General features: G+C 74.8%; 18 protein-coding genes. 7 read left to right on the forward strand and 11 right to left on the reverse strand.

Annotated elements, in window-relative coordinates; genetic code table 11:
- Positions 1 to 90: 90 nt before the first annotated feature.
- Positions 91 to 1,560: an oxygenase MpaB family protein gene (locus ACIRNI_RS24050; protein ID WP_403554140.1), complete on the reverse strand. Its 1,470-nt coding sequence runs from the start codon at positions 1,558 to 1,560 to the stop codon at positions 91 to 93.
- On the reverse strand, positions 1,557 to 2,267 hold the full coding sequence (gene uppS, locus ACIRNI_RS24055; RefSeq protein WP_403554482.1) for a polyprenyl diphosphate synthase: 711 nt from the start codon (positions 2,265 to 2,267) through the stop codon (positions 1,557 to 1,559). Before uppS ends, ACIRNI_RS24050 begins: the two co-directional genes overlap by 4 nt.
- A 435-nt stretch (positions 2,268 to 2,702) precedes the next feature.
- On the opposite strand from uppS, the gene ACIRNI_RS24060 reads away from it, so the two are divergent.
- Complete coding sequence (locus tag ACIRNI_RS24060) at positions 2,703 to 3,194, forward strand: MSMEG_6728 family protein (RefSeq protein ID WP_403554142.1); 492 nt, start codon at positions 2,703 to 2,705, stop codon at positions 3,192 to 3,194.
- 5 nt (positions 3,195 to 3,199) lie between these two features.
- On the opposite strand, the gene ACIRNI_RS24065 is transcribed toward ACIRNI_RS24060, so the two are convergent.
- The 5 genes from ACIRNI_RS24065 to ACIRNI_RS24085 form a co-directional block, all read right to left on the reverse strand.
- Positions 3,200 to 5,779, reverse strand: coding sequence for an ABC transporter permease (locus tag ACIRNI_RS24065; protein WP_403554144.1), 2,580 nt, complete (start codon positions 5,777 to 5,779; stop codon positions 3,200 to 3,202).
- A 21-nt stretch (positions 5,780 to 5,800) separates the two neighbouring features.
- Positions 5,801 to 6,532 carry an ABC transporter ATP-binding protein gene (locus ACIRNI_RS24070; protein ID WP_403554146.1) on the reverse strand — a complete coding sequence of 244 codons (732 nt, stop codon included), beginning with the start codon at positions 6,530 to 6,532 and terminating at the stop codon, positions 5,801 to 5,803.
- A gap of 126 nt (positions 6,533 to 6,658) precedes the next feature.
- Positions 6,659 to 7,915 (reverse strand): ATP-binding protein, encoded by a 1,257-nt coding sequence (locus ACIRNI_RS24075; protein ID WP_403554148.1) that lies wholly within the window; start codon positions 7,913 to 7,915, stop codon positions 6,659 to 6,661.
- Between the two features lie 7 nt (positions 7,916 to 7,922).
- Entirely contained in the window at positions 7,923 to 8,660 is a 738-nt protein-coding gene (gene cseB / locus ACIRNI_RS24080; protein ID WP_403554149.1) for a two-component system response regulator CseB, read from the reverse strand.
- Positions 8,661 to 8,743: 83 nt separating this feature from the next.
- Complete coding sequence (locus ACIRNI_RS24085; protein ID WP_403554484.1) at positions 8,744 to 9,043, reverse strand: ArsR/SmtB family transcription factor; 300 nt, start codon at positions 9,041 to 9,043, stop codon at positions 8,744 to 8,746.
- A 264-nt stretch (positions 9,044 to 9,307) separates the two neighbouring features.
- Here ACIRNI_RS24085 and ACIRNI_RS24090 point away from each other — a divergent pair, with 264 nt between their 5' ends.
- The 5 genes from ACIRNI_RS24090 (at position 9,308) to ACIRNI_RS24110 (ending at position 14,477) form a co-directional block, all read left to right on the forward strand.
- A complete protein-coding gene (locus tag ACIRNI_RS24090; protein WP_403554151.1) occupies positions 9,308 to 10,390 on the forward strand; it encodes an NADH:flavin oxidoreductase/NADH oxidase in 1,083 nt (360 codons plus the stop codon).
- 123 nt (positions 10,391 to 10,513) lie between these two features.
- A complete protein-coding gene (locus ACIRNI_RS24095) occupies positions 10,514 to 11,599 on the forward strand; it encodes a WD40/YVTN/BNR-like repeat-containing protein (RefSeq protein WP_403554153.1) in 1,086 nt (361 codons plus the stop codon).
- Positions 11,600 to 11,706: 107 nt separating this feature from the next.
- Positions 11,707 to 12,384 (forward strand): uracil-DNA glycosylase, encoded by a 678-nt coding sequence (locus ACIRNI_RS24100; protein ID WP_355367489.1) that lies wholly within the window; start codon positions 11,707 to 11,709, stop codon positions 12,382 to 12,384.
- A gap of 16 nt (positions 12,385 to 12,400) precedes the next feature.
- The gene (locus ACIRNI_RS24105; protein WP_403554155.1) at positions 12,401 to 13,468 is read left to right on the forward strand and encodes an N-acetylglucosamine kinase; all 1,068 of its coding nucleotides are present in this window, start codon (positions 12,401 to 12,403) and stop codon (positions 13,466 to 13,468) included.
- An 88-nt stretch (positions 13,469 to 13,556) separates the two neighbouring features.
- Complete coding sequence (locus ACIRNI_RS24110; protein WP_403554157.1) at positions 13,557 to 14,477, forward strand: sirohydrochlorin chelatase; 921 nt, start codon at positions 13,557 to 13,559, stop codon at positions 14,475 to 14,477.
- 94 nt (positions 14,478 to 14,571) lie between these two features.
- Here the strand turns inward: ACIRNI_RS24110 and ACIRNI_RS24115 are convergent, their stop codons facing one another.
- From ACIRNI_RS24115 to ACIRNI_RS24130, 4 genes are all read right to left on the reverse strand, one after another.
- Complete coding sequence (locus ACIRNI_RS24115; protein WP_403554159.1) at positions 14,572 to 15,606, reverse strand: lactonase family protein; 1,035 nt, start codon at positions 15,604 to 15,606, stop codon at positions 14,572 to 14,574.
- Positions 15,607 to 15,690: 84 nt separating this feature from the next.
- Positions 15,691 to 17,274, reverse strand: a complete 1,584-nt coding sequence (locus ACIRNI_RS24120; RefSeq protein ID WP_403554161.1) for an FUSC family protein — start codon at positions 17,272 to 17,274, stop codon at positions 15,691 to 15,693.
- A gap of 207 nt (positions 17,275 to 17,481) precedes the next feature.
- Positions 17,482 to 17,865 carry a hypothetical protein gene (locus ACIRNI_RS24125; protein WP_403554163.1) on the reverse strand — a complete coding sequence of 128 codons (384 nt, stop codon included), beginning with the start codon at positions 17,863 to 17,865 and terminating at the stop codon, positions 17,482 to 17,484.
- 90 nt (positions 17,866 to 17,955) lie between these two features.
- Positions 17,956 to 19,086: a site-2 protease family protein gene (locus tag ACIRNI_RS24130; RefSeq protein WP_403554165.1), complete on the reverse strand. Its 1,131-nt coding sequence runs from the start codon at positions 19,084 to 19,086 to the stop codon at positions 17,956 to 17,958.
- 133 nt (positions 19,087 to 19,219) lie between these two features.
- Between ACIRNI_RS24130 and ACIRNI_RS24135 the strand changes: the two genes are divergently transcribed.
- Positions 19,220 to 19,693 (forward strand): archease, encoded by a 474-nt coding sequence (locus tag ACIRNI_RS24135; protein WP_403554486.1) that lies wholly within the window; start codon positions 19,220 to 19,222, stop codon positions 19,691 to 19,693.
- The last annotated feature ends 32 nt before the right edge of the window (positions 19,694 to 19,725 follow it).

Genomic DNA, 19,725 nt, shown 5'->3' on the forward strand with positions numbered 1-19,725 from the left:
AACACCTCCTGGCCACCTGGACCGGCACCTGCCCCACCTGCCGGCAGGACATCCCCTGGCAGACCTACGACACCACCTAACAAAGCACTACTAGGCGTCGGCGAGGAGGGGGTCGTACGGAGTGCTCGCGCGGCGGCCCGCCATGAAGGAGAGGAAGTCGCCCACGAAGGCGCTCCGGCCGTAGGCGCCGTCGGTGGTGCTGAGGTCGCGGTGGAAGGCGGCGCGGAAGAGGGTCCGGTACTCGTCCGCGTCGATGCTCCCGCTGCCGTCCTTGTCGGTGGCGTCGAAGAGCACCTCGGCGACGCGGATGAGCGCGGGTCCGGCGAGGGAGGGGACGGCGGCGGCGTACTCGTCGGCGCTGACGCGGCCGTCGCCGTCCGTGTCGAGGGCGGCCTGGAGCTCGCGCCACCAGGCGGCGAACGCTTCGTAGAGCCGGGTCTCCTCGGGTTCGTCCAGGTCGAGGCGGGTGGAGAGTTCGCGGGCCATGGCGGCGAGGTCGGGCCAGTCGAGGTGGCCGTCGCCGGTCTGGTCCAGCACCTGGCGGAAGAACTCCTCCGCCGAGCGCCGGCCCTCCCCGGTGCCTGCCGAAGGTGCCGGGTCCGGTCCGGGGTCGGCGTCGCCGCCCAGCGGTGAAAGGAGGCGGAGCAGGGCCGACGCCTGCTTCATGCGAGCGCGCAGGGCGGCCACGGTCCGGGCGCGGGGGTCGTCGCTGCCTGGTGAGAGCGAGAGGAGTTCGATGATGCTCTCGGCGTTGATCCAGCCCGCGGGGAGGAAGCGGGCGAGCCCGGCGGCGAGGTAGGCGCCCTGCATGAGGGTAGGGGCGCCGGGCATCTCCGGCAGGCCGGCCCGGCGCCGGTACGCCTCGGGGAGCGAGGCGACGGTGAGCGCGCCGAGGAGCGGACCGGCGACCGCCCGGCCGGCCGCCCACAGCGTGGGCGCGCCGTCGAGCAGCGCCGGGGCGGGCAGGTGGTCGAAGAGGCGGTAGAGGATGACGCGGGCCGCCTCGGTGTTCTCCAGCTCGTCCTCGACGACCCGGTCGAAGTACCGCCAGAAGTCGTGGAGGTCGTCGGGGAGTTCCCCGGCGTCGCCGTCGAGCGCGGCGAGGAACGCGCGGTACTCCCCGTACATCCGCTCCATCGTGTCCTGGTCGAGCGGCTGGCCGCTCAGCCGGCACATGGTGACGGCGCTCTCGAAGAGGGTGGCGACCACCCAGGCGCGGGTCGCGCGGTCCATCGCGTCGTAGGCGCGGCCGCGGGAGTCGGAGCCGCTCATGCGGGCGTGCAGCCGGTTGAGCCGGGCAGCCTCCCGTTCGCGTACCGCCGGGTCGGTGTCGAACATGCGCCTCATGCTGAAGAAGGTGTTGCGGAGCCGCCGCCAGGGGTGGGCGACGAAGGTGGAGTTGTCGACAAGGGCGGCGCCGATCTGCGGGTGAGCGGCCTCCAGCACGGTGGCGCGGATCATGGCCAGCGCCCAGCGCGGGTCGTCGAAGAAGGCGCGGAACTGCGATTCGGGGCCGAACAGGGGCGCCTGGTCGGCCGTTCCCGTGGTTCCGGTCGTCATGATGGGTCTCCGTTCGTCCGGGGCGCCACGCCGCCGAAGCGGCGGTCGCGGCACCGGTAGGTGTGCAGGCAGGCGAGGAAGTCGGGGGCCCGGAAGTCCGGCCAGAGCACCTCGGGGAAGACCCACTCGGCGTAGGCGACCTGCCAGAGCATGAAGTTGGAGATGCGCTGCTCGCCGGAGGTGCGGATGACCAGGTCCACGTCGGGGGTGTCGGGGAACGGCAGGTGGTCCGCGAAGAGCTGCTCGGTCACCTCGTCGGCGGGCGTTCCGCTGCGGATCAGCGACCGTGCGGCCTCGACGATGTCGCGGCGCCCGCCGTGGTCGAAGGCGACGGTCAGCGTCATCCCCCGGTTGTCGGCGGTCAGCGTCGTCAGGTCGTCGAAGTCCCGCGCCAGTTCGCGGGGGATGCGCGGGTCGGCGACCCCGAGGAAGCGGCAGCGGATGCCGCGGGCGAGCAGCAGCGGCGCGTGCTTCCGCACGACCCGGCGGACCAGGCGCATCAGGTAGTCGACCTCGGTGCCGGGGCGGTTCCAGTTCTCGGTGGAGAAGGCGTACAGGCTGAGCCACTCGACGCCGGCGGCCCGGGCCGCCTCGATGATGTCGATGACAGTGGTCTCGGCGGCCCGGTGGCCCGCCGTGCGGGGAAGCGAACGCCGCTGCGCCCAGCGGCCGTTGCCGTCCATCACGCAGGCCACGTGCCGCGGCACCGCACGCGCCGGCGCACCGTCCCGCCCCTGCTCGCCGGGCCCTGAGCTCCGCCGTTCCCCGCCCGGCCCGTCGCGGTCGCCCTGCCGCTGCCCGCCGGGCCCGTCGCCGCGCTGCCGCCCGTCCGGTCGGTCCTCCGTCGCCGCGCGTGCGCGCGGGACGCCGTGATCCGTCACGCCCGCCCCCGTCCCCTCCGGAGCGGCACCACCGGTCGTACCGCGCTCGGTCACGCCCATCCCGTCTCGCCGCCCCCACCCGGCCCACGCCCTGCCGGCGTGTTCCCTGCCCCGGAGTCTGGCAGCGCGACAGGGCCCCTGACCGGCGGATACGGGTGGCCGTCACCCTTGGCTCGTGCGTGCGAATTTCCTCGCACCGGCATCGGAGGGTGTTCGGTGCCGTGGGCGGCCGACTCCTTCGACTTCGGGTAGGGACATCTCATGCAAACCTTCCTGCCCTACTCCGGTTTCACCCGTTCGGCGGAGGCCCTGGATCCGCGTCGGCTGGGCAAGCAGCGGGTGGAGGCGCTCCAGGTGTTCCGCGGGCTGACCGTGCCCGGATACGGATGGCGCAGGCATCCCGCGGTCCGCATGTGGACCGGGTACGAGGAGGCGCTGGTCCGCTACGGCCTGGACGTCTGCCGCGTCTGGACGGCCACCGGGCGCTCGGACACCTGCGCCGACACGCTGATGCGCGACTTCCGCGCCTGGCGGCGGCCGGTGGAGGACGCGCCCCGGCCGCAGGGCGGGCTCGCCGCGGCCGGGGAGCTGCCGCCGTGGCTCGGCGATCCCGCCTTCCACCGCAGCCACCAGTCGGCGCTGGTGCGCAAGGACCCCGACTTCTACCGGGGCCACTTCCCCGGGGTCCCGGACGACCTCCCGTACGTCTGGCCGGCGTCCGACCGGGTCCCGGAGGCGGCCCGCGAGGCGTGAACGGGTCAGGGGCCGGCCAGCGCCTCCAGCGGGCTCAGCGCGGCCGCCCGGCGGGCGGGGACGGTGGCCGCGGCCGCGCCGACGGCGAGGGACAGCAGGGCCGTCAGGAGCAGCGTCCCCCACGGCAGCGCCAGGGAGTACTGCTCCAACGCGCCGTTGGCGAGCGAGCCGACCGCCCAGGCGCCGAAGATGCCGCCCGCCATGCCGAGGAGGGTGCCGAACGCGGCGACGCTCACCGCCTCCAGGCGGATCATCCGCCGGACGCCGGCGCGGTCCATGCCGAGGGCGCGCAGGGCCCCGATCTCGCGGGTGCGTTCCGCGACCGACATGGCCAGGGTGTTGACGATGCCGAGCGCGCCGATCACGACGCCGATGGCGAGCATCCCGTACATGACCTTCAGCAGGTCGCCCATGGTGCCGGCGGCCTCGGTGACGAGTTGCTCCCGGTCCCGCACCTGCAGCAGGGGGTTGCCGCCCACGGCGGTGCGCAGCCGCCGCTCGATGGTCTTCGAGACCGCGCCGTCGTCGGTGCGGACGAGGACCCGCTGGACCGAACCGGGCAGGAAGGCGTCCTCGGCCACCTCCGTACGGGCGCCCAGCGCGTCGCGGGCGATGGGGTTGTCCTGGTAGACGCCCACGACGGTGTACGGCTTCGGCTCCCGGTTCCGGCCGATGGCGGCGTCCAGCCGGCTGCCCGTGCTCAGGCCGCCTTCCCGAGCGAGGGTGCGGGAGACGGCGATCCGGCCGGGCCCGAGTCCCTCGGCGGAACCGCTGACGAAGTCGAGCTTCATGACGGCGTTCACGGTGCCGGGGTCGACGCCGGAGATCTCCCGGACCGCGCCGCCGGTGAAGAGGGTGGAGTCCGCGACGGCGCTCGCGGTCCGTACGCCGGCGGTGTCGGCCACCCGCCGCACGGCGGCCGGGTCGATACCGGTCGTGGTGGAGCGGGCGCCGATCACGTAGTCGGCGCCGAGCCCGGCCGCGGCCTGGCGGTCGAGGGCCTGCCCGGTGGAGTTGCCGATGACGGCGAGCCCGGTGACGAGCGCGGTGCTGATCATCAGGGTGGCGGCGGTGGCCGCGGTGCGGCGCGGGTCGCGCAGCGCGTTCTCGCGGGCGAGTCGCCCGATGACCCCGAAGCGGGCGGTCAGCCGTCCGGTCAGCCGGATCACCGGCGCGGCGAGCAGCGGAGCCAGGACGATCAGGGCGGCGAGGAGGAGGGCGCAGCCGAACATCGCCGTCCGCAGGTTCTCCTCCGAGGCGTCCTCCGCCCGGGTGAGCGACACCAGCAGACCCGCGCCGAGGACGAGGAGGGCGAGGCCGGTGGCCGCACGGAGCCGGAGGCGGGACCGGGTGGCGGAGGGCGGTTGTGCGGCCGTACGCATCGCCTCGACGGGCGCGACCCCGGCCGCCCTCCGGGACGGCAGCCACGCGGCGAGCACGGTGACGCCCACACCCACCCCGAGCGCCGCCGCGACCGAGCGCGGGCCGACCACCAGCGGGCCTCGCGGCAGGGCGTTCCCGCCGGTGCTCAGGACGTCGGGCAGTACGGCGGCGATGCCGAGCCCGAGCAGGAGGCCGGCCGCCGACGCGGCGAGGCCGACGAGGAGGGCCTCCAGGAGGACGCCGCGGGACACCTGGCGGCGCGAGGCTCCGATCGCCCGCAGCAGCGCGATCTCACGGGTGCGCCGTGCCACGAGCATGGTGAAGGTATTGACGATGAGGAACGAGCCGATGAACAGCGCCACCCCGGCGAAGACCAGCGGCAGCTTCTCGTAGCCGCGGGTCAGGGTGTCGACGAGGATCGCCTGCTGGGCGGCCTGGGCGGCGCCGGTGGTGGCCTCGGCGCGGTCGGGCGGGAGCACCTCGGTGACGCGGCGGGCGAGCTCGGACGGGGCGGTGCCGGGCGCGGCGGACAGGTCGATGCCGGTGTAGTGGCCCGGCGACGCGAAGAGCCGCTGGGCGGTCGCCCTGTCGAAGAGGGCGAGGGTGCCGCCGGCGGTGACCCGGGTGTCCTCGGTGGTGACGATGCCGACGAGCCGCTTGGTCATGACCGGGCCGTCGGTGGCCAGCGTGATCGTGTCGCCCACGCGGAAGCGGCCGGCCGCGGCGGTGCCGCTGTCCACGGCGATGTCACCGCCGTCGGCCGGGGCGCGGCCCTCGAGGAGCGGATAGCGGCTGTCCTCGCCGTCCTCGCCGGGTACGTAGGCGGCGGCCAGGTTCGACCAGGCCCGGTCGGCCCGCAGCGGGGTGCCGTCCGCCGCGTTGAGGGTCGCCGAGCCGTCCGCCGACGGGCGCACGGCGGAGACGCCGGGTACGTCGGCCAGTCGCCGTACGAGCGCGTCGTCGAGCACGCCCCCGGCTCCGGTTCCCTCGTCGGCGGGGCTGCCGGGCGGGGGCGGCTTCTCGGTCACGGTGACGGCGATGCCGGCGAAGCTCTTGGAGGCGGCGGCGCGGTGGGCGGCCGCGGTGGAGTCGGCGAAGACGAGGGTGCCCGAGACAAAGGCGACGCCGAGCATGACGGCGAGCACGGTCATCAGGAGCCGGGCCTTGTGGGCGCGTACGGAGCGCAGAGCGGTGCGGAACATGGGGCTGATCGGTCCTTCCGCTCAGGCCTGGTGGGAGGTCGAGTGGTACGTCTCGTTCGCGATCCGGCCGTCCGCGAGGTGCACCACGCGGTCCGCGTACGCCGCCGCGGCGGGGTCGTGGGTGACCATGACGACCGTCTGGCCGAGCTCGCGCACCGAGTCGCGCAGGAAGCCGAGGATGTCGGCCCCGGCCCGGGAGTCGAGGTTTCCGGTGGGCTCGTCGCCGAAGACGATCGCGGGGCGCGAGACCAGGGCGCGGGCGACCGCGACGCGCTGCTGCTGGCCGCCGGAGAGCTCCGCGGGCCGGTGGTCGAGGCGGTGGGAGAGGCCGACCATGGAGACCACACGGTCCAGCCACTTCCGGTCGGGGCGGCGTCCGGCGATGGCGAGCGGCAGCGTGATGTTCTCCAGCGCGCTCAGCGTCGGCAGCAGGTTGAACGCCTGGAAGACGAAGCCGATCCGGTCGCGGCGCAGGCGCGTGAGCCGCCGGTCGTCGAGCGTGCTCAGTTCGGTTGTGCCGACGCGCACGGAGCCGGAGCTGGGCGTGTCGAGCCCGGCGACGCAGTGGAGGAGGGTGGACTTGCCGCAGCCGGAGGGTCCCATGATGGCGGTGAACTCGCCCTCCCGGAAGGCGATGCCGACCCGGTCCAGGGCGACGACGCGGGTGTCGCCGCTGCCGTAGACCTTCGTCAGGTCGGTGGTGGCGGCGGCGATCCCGGTCGATGGGCGGGGCACGAGGGGGTCGGTGGTCACGAGGACTCCTCTTCGAGTACGCAAAGGTGCACGTCGAAGGGTGTCCGGCGGATGTATCGGGACCTGGGCCGGCGTGTATCGGTGGCCGCGCCGCTTCGTATCGGTTCTGTAGGCCCGGCGGCGCGGTCAGTCCGGTGGCAGGCGCAGGGTGGCGACGGCGCCTCCGTCCGGGGCGTTGCCGAGCCGCAGTTCGGCGCCGAGGAGTCGGGCCTGCCCGAGGGCGATGGTCAGGCCGAGCCCGTGGCCGGAGCCGCGTTCCGCCGCGCCCGTGTGGAAACGGCGCGGGCCGTGGAGGAGCAGGTCCGGAGGGAAGCCCGGGCCGTGGTCGCGCACGACGACCGTACGGCCCTCGACGGTGACCCGTACCGGGGTGGCGCCGTGCCGGTGGGCATTGGCGACCAGGTTGCCGACGATCCGCTCCAGGCGGCGCGGGTCGGTCTCCACGGTGAGTTCCGCGACCTCCATGACTTCCGTGACCTCCGTGTCGAGGCCCGTGCGGGCCACGGCCTCGGAGACGACGGCGCCGAGCGGTACCCGTGCGCGTACGGGCTGCTCGGCCCCGGCGTCCAGGCGGGAGATCTCCAGCAGGTCCTCGACCAGGCCCCGCAGATCCCGCACCCGCGCGCGCAGCAGGTCCTCCGTCTCGCCCGGCGGCAGCAGGTCGGCCGCCGCCAGCAGTCCGCCGACGGGGGTGCGCAGCTCGTGGGCCACGTCCGCGGTGAACTGCCGCTCGGTGCGCAGCCGTCGACCGAGGCTGTCGGCCATCCGGTCGACGGTGGCGGCGATCTCGGCCACCTCGTCGCGGCCCTTGGTGGGACCGGTCCGGGCGTCCAGGTCCCCGGCGGAGATCCGGCTCGCGGTCTCGCCGACCCGCCGCAGCCTGCGGGCGAGCAGCCCGGCTCCGGAGACGGCGAGCGGCGCGGCCGCCGTGAGGGCGACCAGCGAGGCCACGGTCATGGTGACGTCGAGCCGGCGCAGGTCGTGGAGCTCGGGGCTCATGTTGACGCGTACGGCGAGCAGGGGGCTGCCGGGGCCGCCGGTCCGCTGGGCGGCCCACACGCTCGGGCCCAGGTTCCCGTCGACGCGCTCGTCGTACGCGGCTCGCCGGTCGCCGTGTGCCGGGTCGCGCAGGGCGCCGGGCAGCTCGGCCGGATCGAGCTCGGCGCCGTCCGCGAGCGTTCCGGTACGCCGGTACACGTCCATGGCGGAGTAGAGGGTGTTGAGGGCCTGCCTCTCGGCGCGGTCGCGGATGTCCCGCGCGGTCCACAGGTGCACCAGCACGCCCACCGCGGCCGTGACCAGGCAGGCCGTGGCGGCGGCCAGCGCCGCGATCTTCCAGCGCAGGGACGTGCGGGCCGGGCGGAGCCGGCGGAGGGGGCGCACCGCGGACTCAGCGCCTGAGCTTGTAGCCGAAGCCGCGGACCGTCTCGATCCGGTCCCGGCCCAGCTTCCGGCGCAGCCGCTGCACGCACAGGTCCACGACGCGGCTGTCGCCGTCCCAGCCGTACTCCCAGACGTCGCGCAGCAGGGTGTGCCGCTCCAGTACGACACCGGGGTGGGCGGCGAACGCGAGGAGCAGCTTCAGCTCGGTCGGGGTCAGCGCCACCGGGCTCCCGGACACCGTCACCTCCATGCCGGCGGTGTCGATGGCCAGGTCCCCGAAGACCAGCACCTGTCGCTCCTCGCCAGCCGTCCGCTCGGGCCCCGGGGCGGGGGCGGGGGCGGGGGCGTAGGTCGCCCGCCGCAGGAGCGAGCGGATGCGTGCGACGAGTACGTACGTGTCCACGGGCTTGACCACGTAGTCGTCGGCTCCGGCCTCCAGGCCGGCGACGACGTCGAGGCCGTCGCCCCGGGCGGACATCATCAGGACGGGCACGAGGCTGGTCTCCCGGATCCTGCGACACAGGCCGATCCCGTCGAGGCCGGGCAGCATGACGTCCAGGATCAGCAGGTCGAAGCGCTCGTCGCGGAAGAGCTCGAGGCCGGTGAGACCGTCGGCCGCGGCCCTCATCTCGTAGCCGTAGCGCTCCAGGGCGACGGCGAAGGACCGGCGCATCAGGTCGTCGTCCTCCACCAGCAGCACCCGGACGGGCTGCGAGGACGCCTGGGCCGGGGCGGGGGAGGACACGGGCGGCTGGCTCCTGTTCGGACGGGTCGGTGGAACGATACGGCAGATGCGGCAGACGCCCTGTAGACGCCTTCGCCGGCCGCTCAGGCGCCCGCGAGACGGACGCCCTGCCGCTCGGCGGCGGCGAGGACCGCGTCCAGCAGGCCGGGGAAGAGCGCCTCCAGGTCGTCGCGGCGCAGGCCGTTCATCTTGGCCGTGCCCCGGTAGGTCTGGCGGATGACACCGCTCTCGCGCAGGACACGGAAGTGGTGCGTGGTGGTCGACTTGGTCACCGGCAGCTCGATGTGCGAGCAGGCCACCTCGGACTCCGCCGTGGCCAGTTCGCGTACGACGCGCAGCCGCATCGGGTCGGCGAGGGCGTGGAGCACCCCTTCGAGGCGGATGTCGTCGCGCGCGGGGTGAGCGAGTTCGCGCGGGCTGGAGCCGGCGGCTCCGGTGCTTCCGGTGCTTCCGGTGCTTCCGGTGCTTCCGGTGCTTCCGGTGCTTCCGGTGCTTCCGGTGCTTCCGGTGGTCAGAGCGGTCACGGGGGCTCCAGGTTCCTCGGTTCCCTGCATTGTACGAGAGACCTCGTAGTTTGACAGGTGCCGTACTACGACGGTTATCGTACGAGGCGTACCGACCGGCCCCGCCGCGCATTGGAGTCCGCCGTGAGCGCACTGTTCGAGCCCCGCACCCTGCGGTCGCTGACCATTCCCAACCGCGTCTGGATGGCACCCATGTGCCAGTACAGCGCCGAGGCCTTCGGACCGAACGCGGGCGTCGCCGGCGACTGGCACTTCGCGCACTACGCGGCCCGCGCCGCCGGCGGCACCGGTCTGATTCTGCTGGAGGCCACCGCGGTCTCCCCCGAGGGCCGGATCAGCCCGTACGACCTCGGTCTCTGGAACGACACCCAGGTCGAGGCGCTGCGCCGGATCACCGGGTTCCTCAAGAGCCAGGGCACGGTCCCGGGCGTCCAGCTCGCCCACGCCGGGCGCAAGGCCTCCACCGAGCGCCCCTGGAAGGGCGGCGCGCCGGTCGGCGCCGACGCGCACGGCTGGCAGCCGGTCGCCCCGAGCCCGCTGCCCTTCGACGAGGGCCACCCGGTGCCGGACGAGCTGACGCTCGAGCAGATCGGCGAGATCGCCGGTCAGTTCGCGGCCGCCGCGCGGCGCGCGCTCGACGCGGGCTTCGAGGTCGTCGAGATCCACGGCGCGCACGGCTACTTGATCAACGAGTTCCTCTCCCCGCACAGCAATCACCGCACCGACGCCTACGGCGGCTCCTTCGAGAACCGCACCCGCTTCGCCCTGGAGGTCGTCGACGCCGTACGGGAGGTGTGGCCCGAGGAGCTGCCCCTGTTCTTCCGGATCTCGGCCACCGACTGGCTGGAGGAGGGGGCGGGGTGGACGGCCGACGACACGGTGCGTTTCGCCGCGCTGCTCAAGGAGCACGGCGTGGACCTGCTCGACGTGTCGACCGGCGGCAACGCGCCGCACGTCCACATCCCGGTCGGGCCGGGTTACCAGGTGCCGTTCGCGGCGCGGGTGAAGGCGGAGACGGGCCTGCCGGTCGCCGCGGTGGGGCTGATCACCGAGGCCGCGCAGGCCGGGAAGATCGTCGCCAACGGCGAGGCGGACGCGGTGCTGCTCGGCCGTGAGCTGCTGCGCAATCCGTCGTGGGCCCGGCACGCGGCGCGCGAGCTGGGTGGCGAGGTGCACGTGCCCGACCAGTACCACCGGTCGGTCTGACGTCACCGGCCGGGGGTCTGACACCTCGCGCGACCTGCGAAAACGCCGCCAGGACGGCCACTGTCAGTGGGTGGGTGCACACTGGCCCGTATCCGCGACAACGGCGTCCTGGAGGTGTCGGCCATGACCGACGTACTGCTCACCGTAGGCACACGCAAGGGACTCTTCATCGGCCGGAGGCGAGACGGCAGGTGGGAGTTCGGCGGCCCGCACTTCAACGCGCAGGCCGTGTACTCGATCGCGATCGACACGCGCCGGAGCACGCCCCGCCTGCTGGCGGGCGGGGACAGCGCGCACTGGGGTCCGTCGGTGTTCCACTCCGACGACCTGGGCGAGACCTGGATCGAACCGCGGCAGCCGGCGGTCAAGTTCCCCAAGGACACCGGCGCTTCGCTGGAGCGGGTGTGGCAGCTCCACCCGGCGGGCCCGGCCGCTCCCGGTGTCGTCTACGCGGGCACGGAGCCTGCCGCCCTCTTCCGCTCCACGGACGAGGGCGAGACCTTCGAGCTGGTGCGTCCGCTGTGGGAGCACCCGACCCGGTCGCAGTGGGTGCCCGGCGGGGGCGGCGAGGCCGTGCACACCGTCGTCACGGACCCCCGCGACCCCGACCTGGTGACGGTCGCGGTGTCGACGGCCGGGGTGTTCCGCACCCGGGACGGCGGCGCGAGCTGGTCACCGTCGAACGACGGCGTGTCGGCGGTCTTCCTGCCGGACCCGCACCCGAAGTTCGGGCAGTGCGTGCACAAGATCGCGCAGGACGCGGGCGACCCGGACCGGCTCTACCTCCAGAACCACTGGGGGGTGTACCGCAGCGACGACGGCGGCGCCAAGTGGACCGACATCGGCGCCGGCCTGCCCTCCGACTTCGGCTTCGCCATGGTGGCGCACCCGCACCAGGCGGACGTGGCGTACGTGTTCCCCATCGCCGCGGACGCGGACCGGGTCCCGGCGGACCACCGCTGCCGGGTCTACCGCACGAGTGACGCGGGCGGGACGTGGGAGCCCCTGTCGGCGGGCCTGCCCGAGGGCGACCACTACGGCACGGTGCTGCGGGACGCGATGTGCGTGGACGACGCCGACCCGGCGGGCGTGTACTTCGGCAACCGCAACGGCGAGCTGTACGCGAGCGCGGACGACGGCGACAGCTGGCAGTTGCTCGCCTCCCATCTGCCGGACGTGCTGTGCGTGCGGGCCGCGGTCGTCGGATGAGGTCCGGTGAGGTCCGGGCGCGCGGGCCCGGTGCGGTGCGGTCGGGTGCGGTCCGCGCCTCGGGCACCGGGTGAGAGGGGGCTCGCTGCGCCAGTAGAGTGACGGCCGTGGCAGCACGACCGTTGAATGAAATCGTCGAGCCGGGGTGGGCGCAGGCCCTCGCGCCGGTGGCCGAACGCATCGCCGCGATGGGCGACTTCCTCCGCGCGGAGATCGCCGCGGGACGCACCTACCTCCCGGCGGGGGCGAACGTCCTGCGGGCGTTCCAGCAGCCGTTCGACGAGGTGCGGGTCCTGATCGTCGGCCAGGACCCGTACCCCACACCGGGACACGCGGTGGGGCTGAGCTTCTCGGTCGCGCCCGACGTGCGGCCGTTGCCCGGCAGCCTGGAGAACATCTTCCGGGAGATGCACACCGACCTCGGGCTGCCCCGGCCCTCCAACGGCGACCTGACGCCGTGGACCCGGCAGGGCGTGCTGCTGCTCAACAGGTCGCTGACGACGGCGCCCCGCAAGCCGGGCGCGCACCGCGGCAAGGGCTGGGAGGAGGTGACCGAGCAGGCCATCAAGGCGCTCGCCGCACGCGGCAAGCCGCTGGTGTCCGTGCTGTGGGGGCGTGACGCCCGCAATCTGCGCCCGCTGCTCGGTCGGCTCCCCGCCATCGAGTCGGCCCACCCGTCGCCGATGTCGGCCGACCGCGGCTTCTTCGGCTCGCGCCCGTTCAGCCGGACGAACGAACTCCTGCTCCAGCAGGGCGCCCAGCCGGTCGAGTGGCGCCTGCCGTGACGCGGCGCGGCGGCGCATGAGCGGCCGCGTGTGGGTGCTGGGCGTCGACTCCGGCGGCTCGGGGCTGCGGGTCGCCCTGGGGGCCGTTGGGGAGACCGGTGGTGTGCGGGCCGTCGACAGCGTGGCGTTCGCGGAGCCGGTACGCACCGGGGAGCGCGGCATCGACGCCGGGCACCTGCTGGAGCGGCTGGTGCCCGCCGCCGAGGAGCTGCTGACCCGGGCCGGCGTCGCCGGACGGCCGGCCTCCGGCGGCGCCGCCCCCCTCGCCGCGGTCGCCGTCGGGGCCGCCGGGATGGCGACCCTCGGGGACGACCTGCGCGCCACGCTGCCCGCCGCGCTGCGGAGTTCCCTCGGCGTGCACCGGCTCGCGCTGGCGGCCGACGCGGTCACCGCGTACGCGGGGGCGCTCGGCCAGCGGCCGGGCGCGGTGGTCGCGGCAGGCACCGGCATGATCGCGCTCGGCACGGACCTGGCGGTCTGGCGCCGCGCGGACGGCTGGGGCCACCTGCTGGGCGACTGCGGCAGCGGGGCCTGGATCGGCCGCGCCGGGCTGGAGGCCGCCCTGCGCGCGTACGACGGCCGCCGCGGCGGCTCGGCCGCGCTCCTGGCGCGCGTCGAGGCGCTGTTCGGCGATCCGGCCGGCCTGCCCGCGCGGCTCTACCCGCGCCCCGACCGGGCGGCGGTGCTGGCCTCGTTCGCGCCCGAGGTGGCCCGGTGCGGCGCGGAAGGCGACCCGGTGGCGGCCGGCATCCTCGCCGGGGCCGCGCGCCACATCGCCGAGGCCGCCGCCGCGGTCTGTCCGCCGGTCGCCGACCGCATGGACCGCACAGGCCACCCAGACGACACGGACCACGAAGGCCACGAAGACCACGTGGAAGTGGCGTTCACGGGCGGGCTGTTCGCGATGGGCGACGCCCTGCTCGTACCCCTGCGGGCCGAGCTGGCGGAGCAACTGCCGTACGCGCGAACCGTGTCCGCCGGCGGCGATCCCCTCGCCGGTGCGCTGACCGTCGCGGCGGCGCTCGCCACGGACACGCTGCGGCTGCCCCGCGAGCCGGGCATGCTCGATACAACCAGCCGGTAGCCGACTGATCGGGCATAGCCGGACAGAGGCCCCGTGACCGCCCCCTCCCAGCGCGAGGGAGCAGGCAAAACCAGTAGCATGCGGCGACATGAGCTCCCCCACTGGGCCCGCTTCCGGCCTGCCTGTACGAATGCCGCGACCCCGCCAGTCCGGGCGGCACCGTCGCCCCGAACCCGTGGCGGCGCCCGAGGGCGCGCCCGCGCTCGTCCTCGCCGTTCCCGGCGCTCCTTCCGCCGCCGTACGCGGGCTGGCGGAGGAGGTCGTGAGCATCGCGCGTTCCGAGCTGCCCGGCCTTGAGGCCGGGATCGGTTTCCTGGACGGCGACGACGCCGAGCACCCCACGCTCTCGGCCGTGGTGAAGCAGGCCGCCGCGCTGCGCGTCGAGCGGTACGAGCTGGCCAAGGCCGCCGGCCGTGAGGTCGCCGAGCCCGAGGGCCCGGCCGCCGTCGTGGTGCCGCTGCTGGCGGGCCCGGACCACGCCCTGATGGCGCGGATACGCGATGAGGTGGCGAACAGCGGGGCGCCCGCCCAGCTGACCGATGTGCTGGGCCCGCACCCGCTGCTCGCGGAGGCGGTGCACGTCCGGCTGTCCGAGGCGGGGCTGGCCCGTGCCGACCGGGCGCGGCTGTTCACGGTCGCCACGGCGGCCGACGGCATCGTCCTGGCCACGGTCGGCGGCGAGGAGGCCGTGCAGGCGGCCGGCATCACCGGCATGCTGCTGGCCGCGCGGCTCGCCGTCCCGGTGATGGCCGCCGCGCTGGACCAGGAGGGCTCGGTGGCCGCGGTCGCCGAGCAGCTGCGCGGCTCCGGTTCGCAGCAGCTCGCGCTGGCGCCGTACCTGATCGGCCCCGAGCTGGGCAAGGGCCTGCTGGAGGAAGCCGCGAAGGCCGCGAACTGCCCGGTGTCCGAGCCGCTGGGCGCGTATCCGGCGGTCGGCAAGCTGGTGCTGTCGCAGTACTCGGCCGCGCTGGGCATCGCCCCGCAGCCGCAGGGCGCGCCGGTCCACTGAACTGGACGCCCCGGCCGTCAAGGACCGTAACGGAAGGGCCCGCACCGGAGAACGACATCCGGTGCGGGCCCTTCCGCATACGCCCCGGCCGTGCTCAGCCGAAGACCACGCACGACGCCGCCGGGGCCTCGACGGCGCCGGCCCGGCGCGGCACGCCGGTCACCGGGTCCAGGTCGAACCAGGTCACGTCTCCGGAGCGCTCGTTGGCCACGTACAGCCGCCGGCCCTGCGGGTCCAGCGCCAGATCCCTCGGCCAGTGGCCGCCGCACGGCACCGTGGTGACCAGCTCGGGCCTCTCACGGGTCTCGTCGAGGGCGAGGACGGCGATGCTGTCGTCGCCGCGTACGGCGGCCCACAGGAAGCGCCCGTCGCGGGCGACGGCGATGCCGGACGGGTGGCTCGGGGCGTGCGCGCCCGCGGGCAGGACCGGGGTCGCGGCGACGGGTTCGAGGGCGCCGGTCTCCGCGTCCCAGCGGCAGGCGGTGAGGGTCGGCTCCAGCTCGCCGAGCACGTAGACGTGGCTGCCGGCGGGGTGGAAGGCCAGGTGGCGGGGGCCGGTACCCGGGGCCAGGGCGGTCTCGCCGCGTCGCAGGAGTGCCCCGTCGGCGAACGCGTACACGTGGACGGAGTCGGTGCCGAGGTCCACGGCGAGCAGCCGCCGGCCGTCGGGCGCGCGCACCACCTGGTGGGCGTGCGGGCCTTGCTGCCGCTCGGGGTGCGGACCGGTGCCGCGGTGCCGGTGTACGACACCGCCGGCGGCGTCCGGCACGCCGTCGGCTCCGAGGGGCAGGGCACTGACGCTGCCGTCGGAGTAGTTGGCGGTCACCACGTACCCGGCGGCGAGCGCCAGGTGCGTGGGTCCCGCGCCGCGCACCGGGGCGGGTGCGCCGAGGAGGCGCGGGGTGGCTCCGGTGACGTCGAAGGCGGCGACAGCGCCCTCCGGCGCCTCGGAAACGGCGTAGAGCACGGCGCCGCCGGGCGTGGGGGCCAGGAAGGACGGGTCCGGGAGCTCGTCCGTGGCCCCGGTGACGGTGAGCGCCCCGGTCTCCGGGTCGACGCCGGCCGCGACGACGCCGCGCCCTCCGGCCGAGGTGAACGACCCGATGAAGGCCCGCTTCGCATACCGCACCGTGTTGCCCCTCCCCCGCCCGGCCCTACGCCCGCCCGGCCCTACGCCCGCCCGTACGCGGGCGACGCTAGCAGGTCCAGACCATTAGGGAAGGCTCTGGAACGCGGCCGACGCGCGCGGCGAGGAGCGCAGCGGCACCGCCAGGTCGACCAGGACCCGCTCCAGCCCGTGGAGGTGGTGCAGCGCGGCCTCGGTGACCGGATGGTGGTGAGGGGGCTCAGCCGGCGCCGCGGTGGGGGGCGCCGCGTGGACACCCTGGCCGGCCTGCTCGGAGTTCTCGGCCTGCTCCGGCTGACCGGCGCCGGGCGCGGGCGCCACCAGCGCCTGGAGCGCGATCTCCACGCGCCAGCACGCGGCGGCGAGCCGCGCGTCGTGCGAGGCCTCCGGGTCGGCCGCGACCGACGTGAGGCCGCGCACCTCGCGGGCGCAGTCGTCCAGCAGGGCCAGAACCCGGCGGGCGCGGGCCTTGCGGGCGCGCAGCGGGCTCAGCGGGTGGACGAGCGGCGCCAGGGAGAGCTTCGCCCGCCCCAGCAGCACCTCCAGTTCGGCCGCGAGCGGCGCGGGGTCCGCGTCCGGGTCGCCCGCGAGCCGCCGCGCGGCCGCGGTGGTGCAGCCGTGGACGCAGCGCAGGGCGCGGGCGATCCAGGCGTCCGTGGTCGCGTGCGTGGTCACGGGCAGCACGAACAGCACGGCCAGCGCCGCGCCGGCCAGCCCCACGCCGGTCTCCACGAGCCGCAGGGCCAGCAGTCCGGTGTCCAGCACGCCGAGCAGCCCGTACAGCAGACTCGCCATCACGGTGACCGCGAGCATCATCCAGGTGTACGAGACGGCCGCCGTGTAGAAGATGCCGAAGACGCAAAACCCGATCAGGGCGGCGCTGGCGAGGGGCTCACCGTGCAGCGGGACGGCGACGAGCAGGCCGACGCCGATGCCGATCACCGTGCCCAGGACCCGTCGGAAGCCCCGTACCAGCGTCTCGCCGCGCGACGTCGTGTTGACGAAGATCCACCAGGCGGCGCCCACCGCCCAGTACCAGCGCTCGTGCGACAGCACCTGTCCCACGACCAGGGCGAACCCGGCCGCGGCCGTCGCCTGCACCGCCTGCCGGGTGGTCGCCCGGCCCAGTCCCCGTCCGCCGTCGAACGGCGTCGGTACGGCGGCGGGCGGCGCGAACCGCCGCTCGTAGCACCACAGGCCGAACCGTACGGCGGAGGAGGCGAGCAGCGACAGCAGGACGGCGGCGTACAGCTCGGGCAGCTGCGCGGGCACCGTGCCGAGGAACTGGGTCACGAAGAAGGCCATGAACGCGAAGACGCCGAGCGAGTGGCCGCGCGGCCCCCAGCGCCGGGCGTACACGCCCGCGCCCACGATGGCGAGGAACGCCAGGTCGCGCGGGAGCGGGTGGTCGTGCAGCAGGGCGGCCAGGGCCAGGACGGGCAACCCGACGACGGGCAGCAGCGCGGTCGTGACCGCCTGGCCGCGCACGGTCGCGTCCGTCACGGTGAAGAGGGCGAGCAGCGCCGCGAGGCCGCCGGTGATGGCGGCGACCATCGAGTGGCCGGCCGTCCCGCACAAGCCCACCGCCAGCGCGATGCCGAGGACGGCCCGCGTGGCGCTGCGCAGTCGCAGTCGCCCGGGGTCCGGAGCCACGAACACCTTCTTCAGCACGGTTTCCCGGCCCTCCTTTACGTGACATGACAGGCATGGCATGAAAAAGGCGCCGCGGAGTCCGCAGCGCCATCGACGGACCCATCACAACACCGTCCGGCCCGTTGGCTCAAGTGGCTCCCAGTTTGCTGAGCCATTGGCCCAGGCAGGCCCCCACGGTGCACGCCAGCGGGGAGCCAATGGCCTCACCCGTGGAACCGCCGGGCCTCACGTGCGCGGTACGCCCAAGGCCCGGCTCAGCGACGCCACCGCGGTCCCGAGCAGCGAGGAGGCGGCAAGGAGCCCCAGGCGGTACGCGTCCACGGAGCCGTCCCAGGTCAGCTCGCCCTGTTCGTGGATGACGAAGCCGTCGTACACCATCCACGCCACGGCCGCGGCGAGCGGAACCGCCCGCACGCTCGCGCGCAGACTCACCAAAGCGGTGAGCACGCAGTACGCGGCGAGGGCGGGCACCGGGTGGTGCAGCCACCGCACGGCACCGAGCACCGGCAGGAGTCCCGCCGATCCGAGGGAGACGGACGCGCACACCACCGGCGTGGGGTACGGCGTCCACGGTCCGAATCCCTCGCGCGCCGAGTGCCTCGCGGGCATCTCGCCCTCCTCGTTCCGCCCCGTATGTCGCCGACCCCCTCAGCGCAGCGGACGGCCGCCGCCAGGGCAACGCTCTTTCCGGCCGTACGCTCACCGGCTCCCGGGGCCGCGCAAGGTGTGCCGCCGCATCAGCCGCGCGATGTCCTTCGCCGTGACGATCCCGACCAGGCGCCCTTCGTCCACGACGAGGAAGCGCCCTCCGGCGCCCGGCCGGAGCTTGTCCAGGGACTCGCTCAGCAGATCGTCCGGGGCCGCGAGCGCGCACCGCGACAGCGGCGTGGCCACGTCCCGCACGCGCAGCTCGTCCCTGCGCGCCTCCGGGACCGCGGCGAGCCGGGCGGTCTCCACCACCCCGCTGGGGCGGCCCTCGAAGTCGACCAGCGGCACGGCGGAGTGGCCGTGCCCGGCCGCCGCCTCGTCGATGAAGGCCCGCACGGTCAGCCAGTCGGCGCCGGTGACCACCGGGGTGGACATGGCGTCGGCCATCCGCACAGCGCGCAGGGCCGTACGGAGGACGGCACGCTGCCGTTCCGCGCCGGCGACGACGGTGATGAACAGGCCGATCACCAGCAGCCACAGGCCGCCGGTCATCCCGCGCAGCACGGAGACCCACCCGAGGACCATGAGCAGCACGCCCATGACCTGGCCGCTGCGGCCGGCCGCCCGTTCGGCGCGGTCCCGGTCGCCGGTGCGCCACCAGAGCGCCGCCTGCACCACCCGCCCGCCGTCGAGTGGGGCCGCGGGCAGCAGGTTGAAAACGCCCAGCAGCAGGTTCATCCAGCCGAGCCACACCAGGACGGCGGCGGGCACCGGCCAGCCGGTCAGCCCGTGCAGTCCGATGCCCGCCCCGAGCGCGGCGCCGCCGACGACCAGGCTGGCGAGCGGCCCGCTGACCGCGACCACGAACGCCGCCACCGCCGTCGTCGGGCTGTCCATCCGGGTGACCCCGCCCAGCGCCCAGAGGGTCACGTCGTCGACGGAGATCCGCTTCCATCGCGCCGCCGCGGCGTGCGCGGCTTCGTGGAGCAGGACGCTGCCCATGAGCAGCAGCGCCCCTACGGCGCTGGCGACGGTGTAGACCGCGTCCGGCTGCCCGGGGGCCCAGGCGGGCAGGGTCTGGCGCCCCAGTCCGTACGCGAAGAGGACGGCGAGCAGCGGGACGCTCCAGTGCATCCGCAGCGGCACACCGAAAACCCGTCCGACACGAAGTGAGCCCTTCATCGTCGCTCGTCTCCCCGAGGAACCGCAGGCAGGCCCGGGCGCTCGGCCGAGCGGCGCGGCGCCCCTGCTTCATTGTCCTCCCTGGCGGAGGAATGGCGGCATATGTCCGGTTCATTGAGGGCAAGTGCTCGTCATGATCGGCGACGCGGATGACGACGACACGAACGGCGACGAGCAGGCGTCCGGACGGCAGGGCGAGAGCGGCCACCGGACGGTGCCGCACACGGCGGACGTACGGATCGAGGCCTGGGGCTCGTCCCGGGAGCTGTGCCTGGCGGAGGCCGTGCTGGGGATGGTGGAGTGCTTCGCCGATCTCGGCGGCGTACGCCCGACGGCGGTACGGCAGGTGCGGTTCGACGAGACCGACGACGACGATCTGCTGGCCGCCCTGCTCGACGAGGTCATCTTCCGGCTGGAGGTGCACGGGGAGGTGCCCGTGGACGTCGAGGCGGAGATGACGGACGGCGGGCTGGACGTCCGGCTCGCGGTGGCGGAGCTGTCGCGGGTCCCGGTCGTCGGCGCGGCCCCGAAGGCCGTCTCGTGGAGCGACCTCCACCTCTCCCCGGGCCCGTACGGCTGGTCGTGCGCGGCGACGGTCGACGTGTGACGGCCCGACCCGCGCGTTGACGGTCCGGGCCG

Source organism: Streptomyces sp. NPDC093546 (genome assembly GCF_044765045.1).
Classification (GTDB): domain Bacteria; phylum Actinomycetota; class Actinomycetes; order Streptomycetales; family Streptomycetaceae; genus Streptomyces.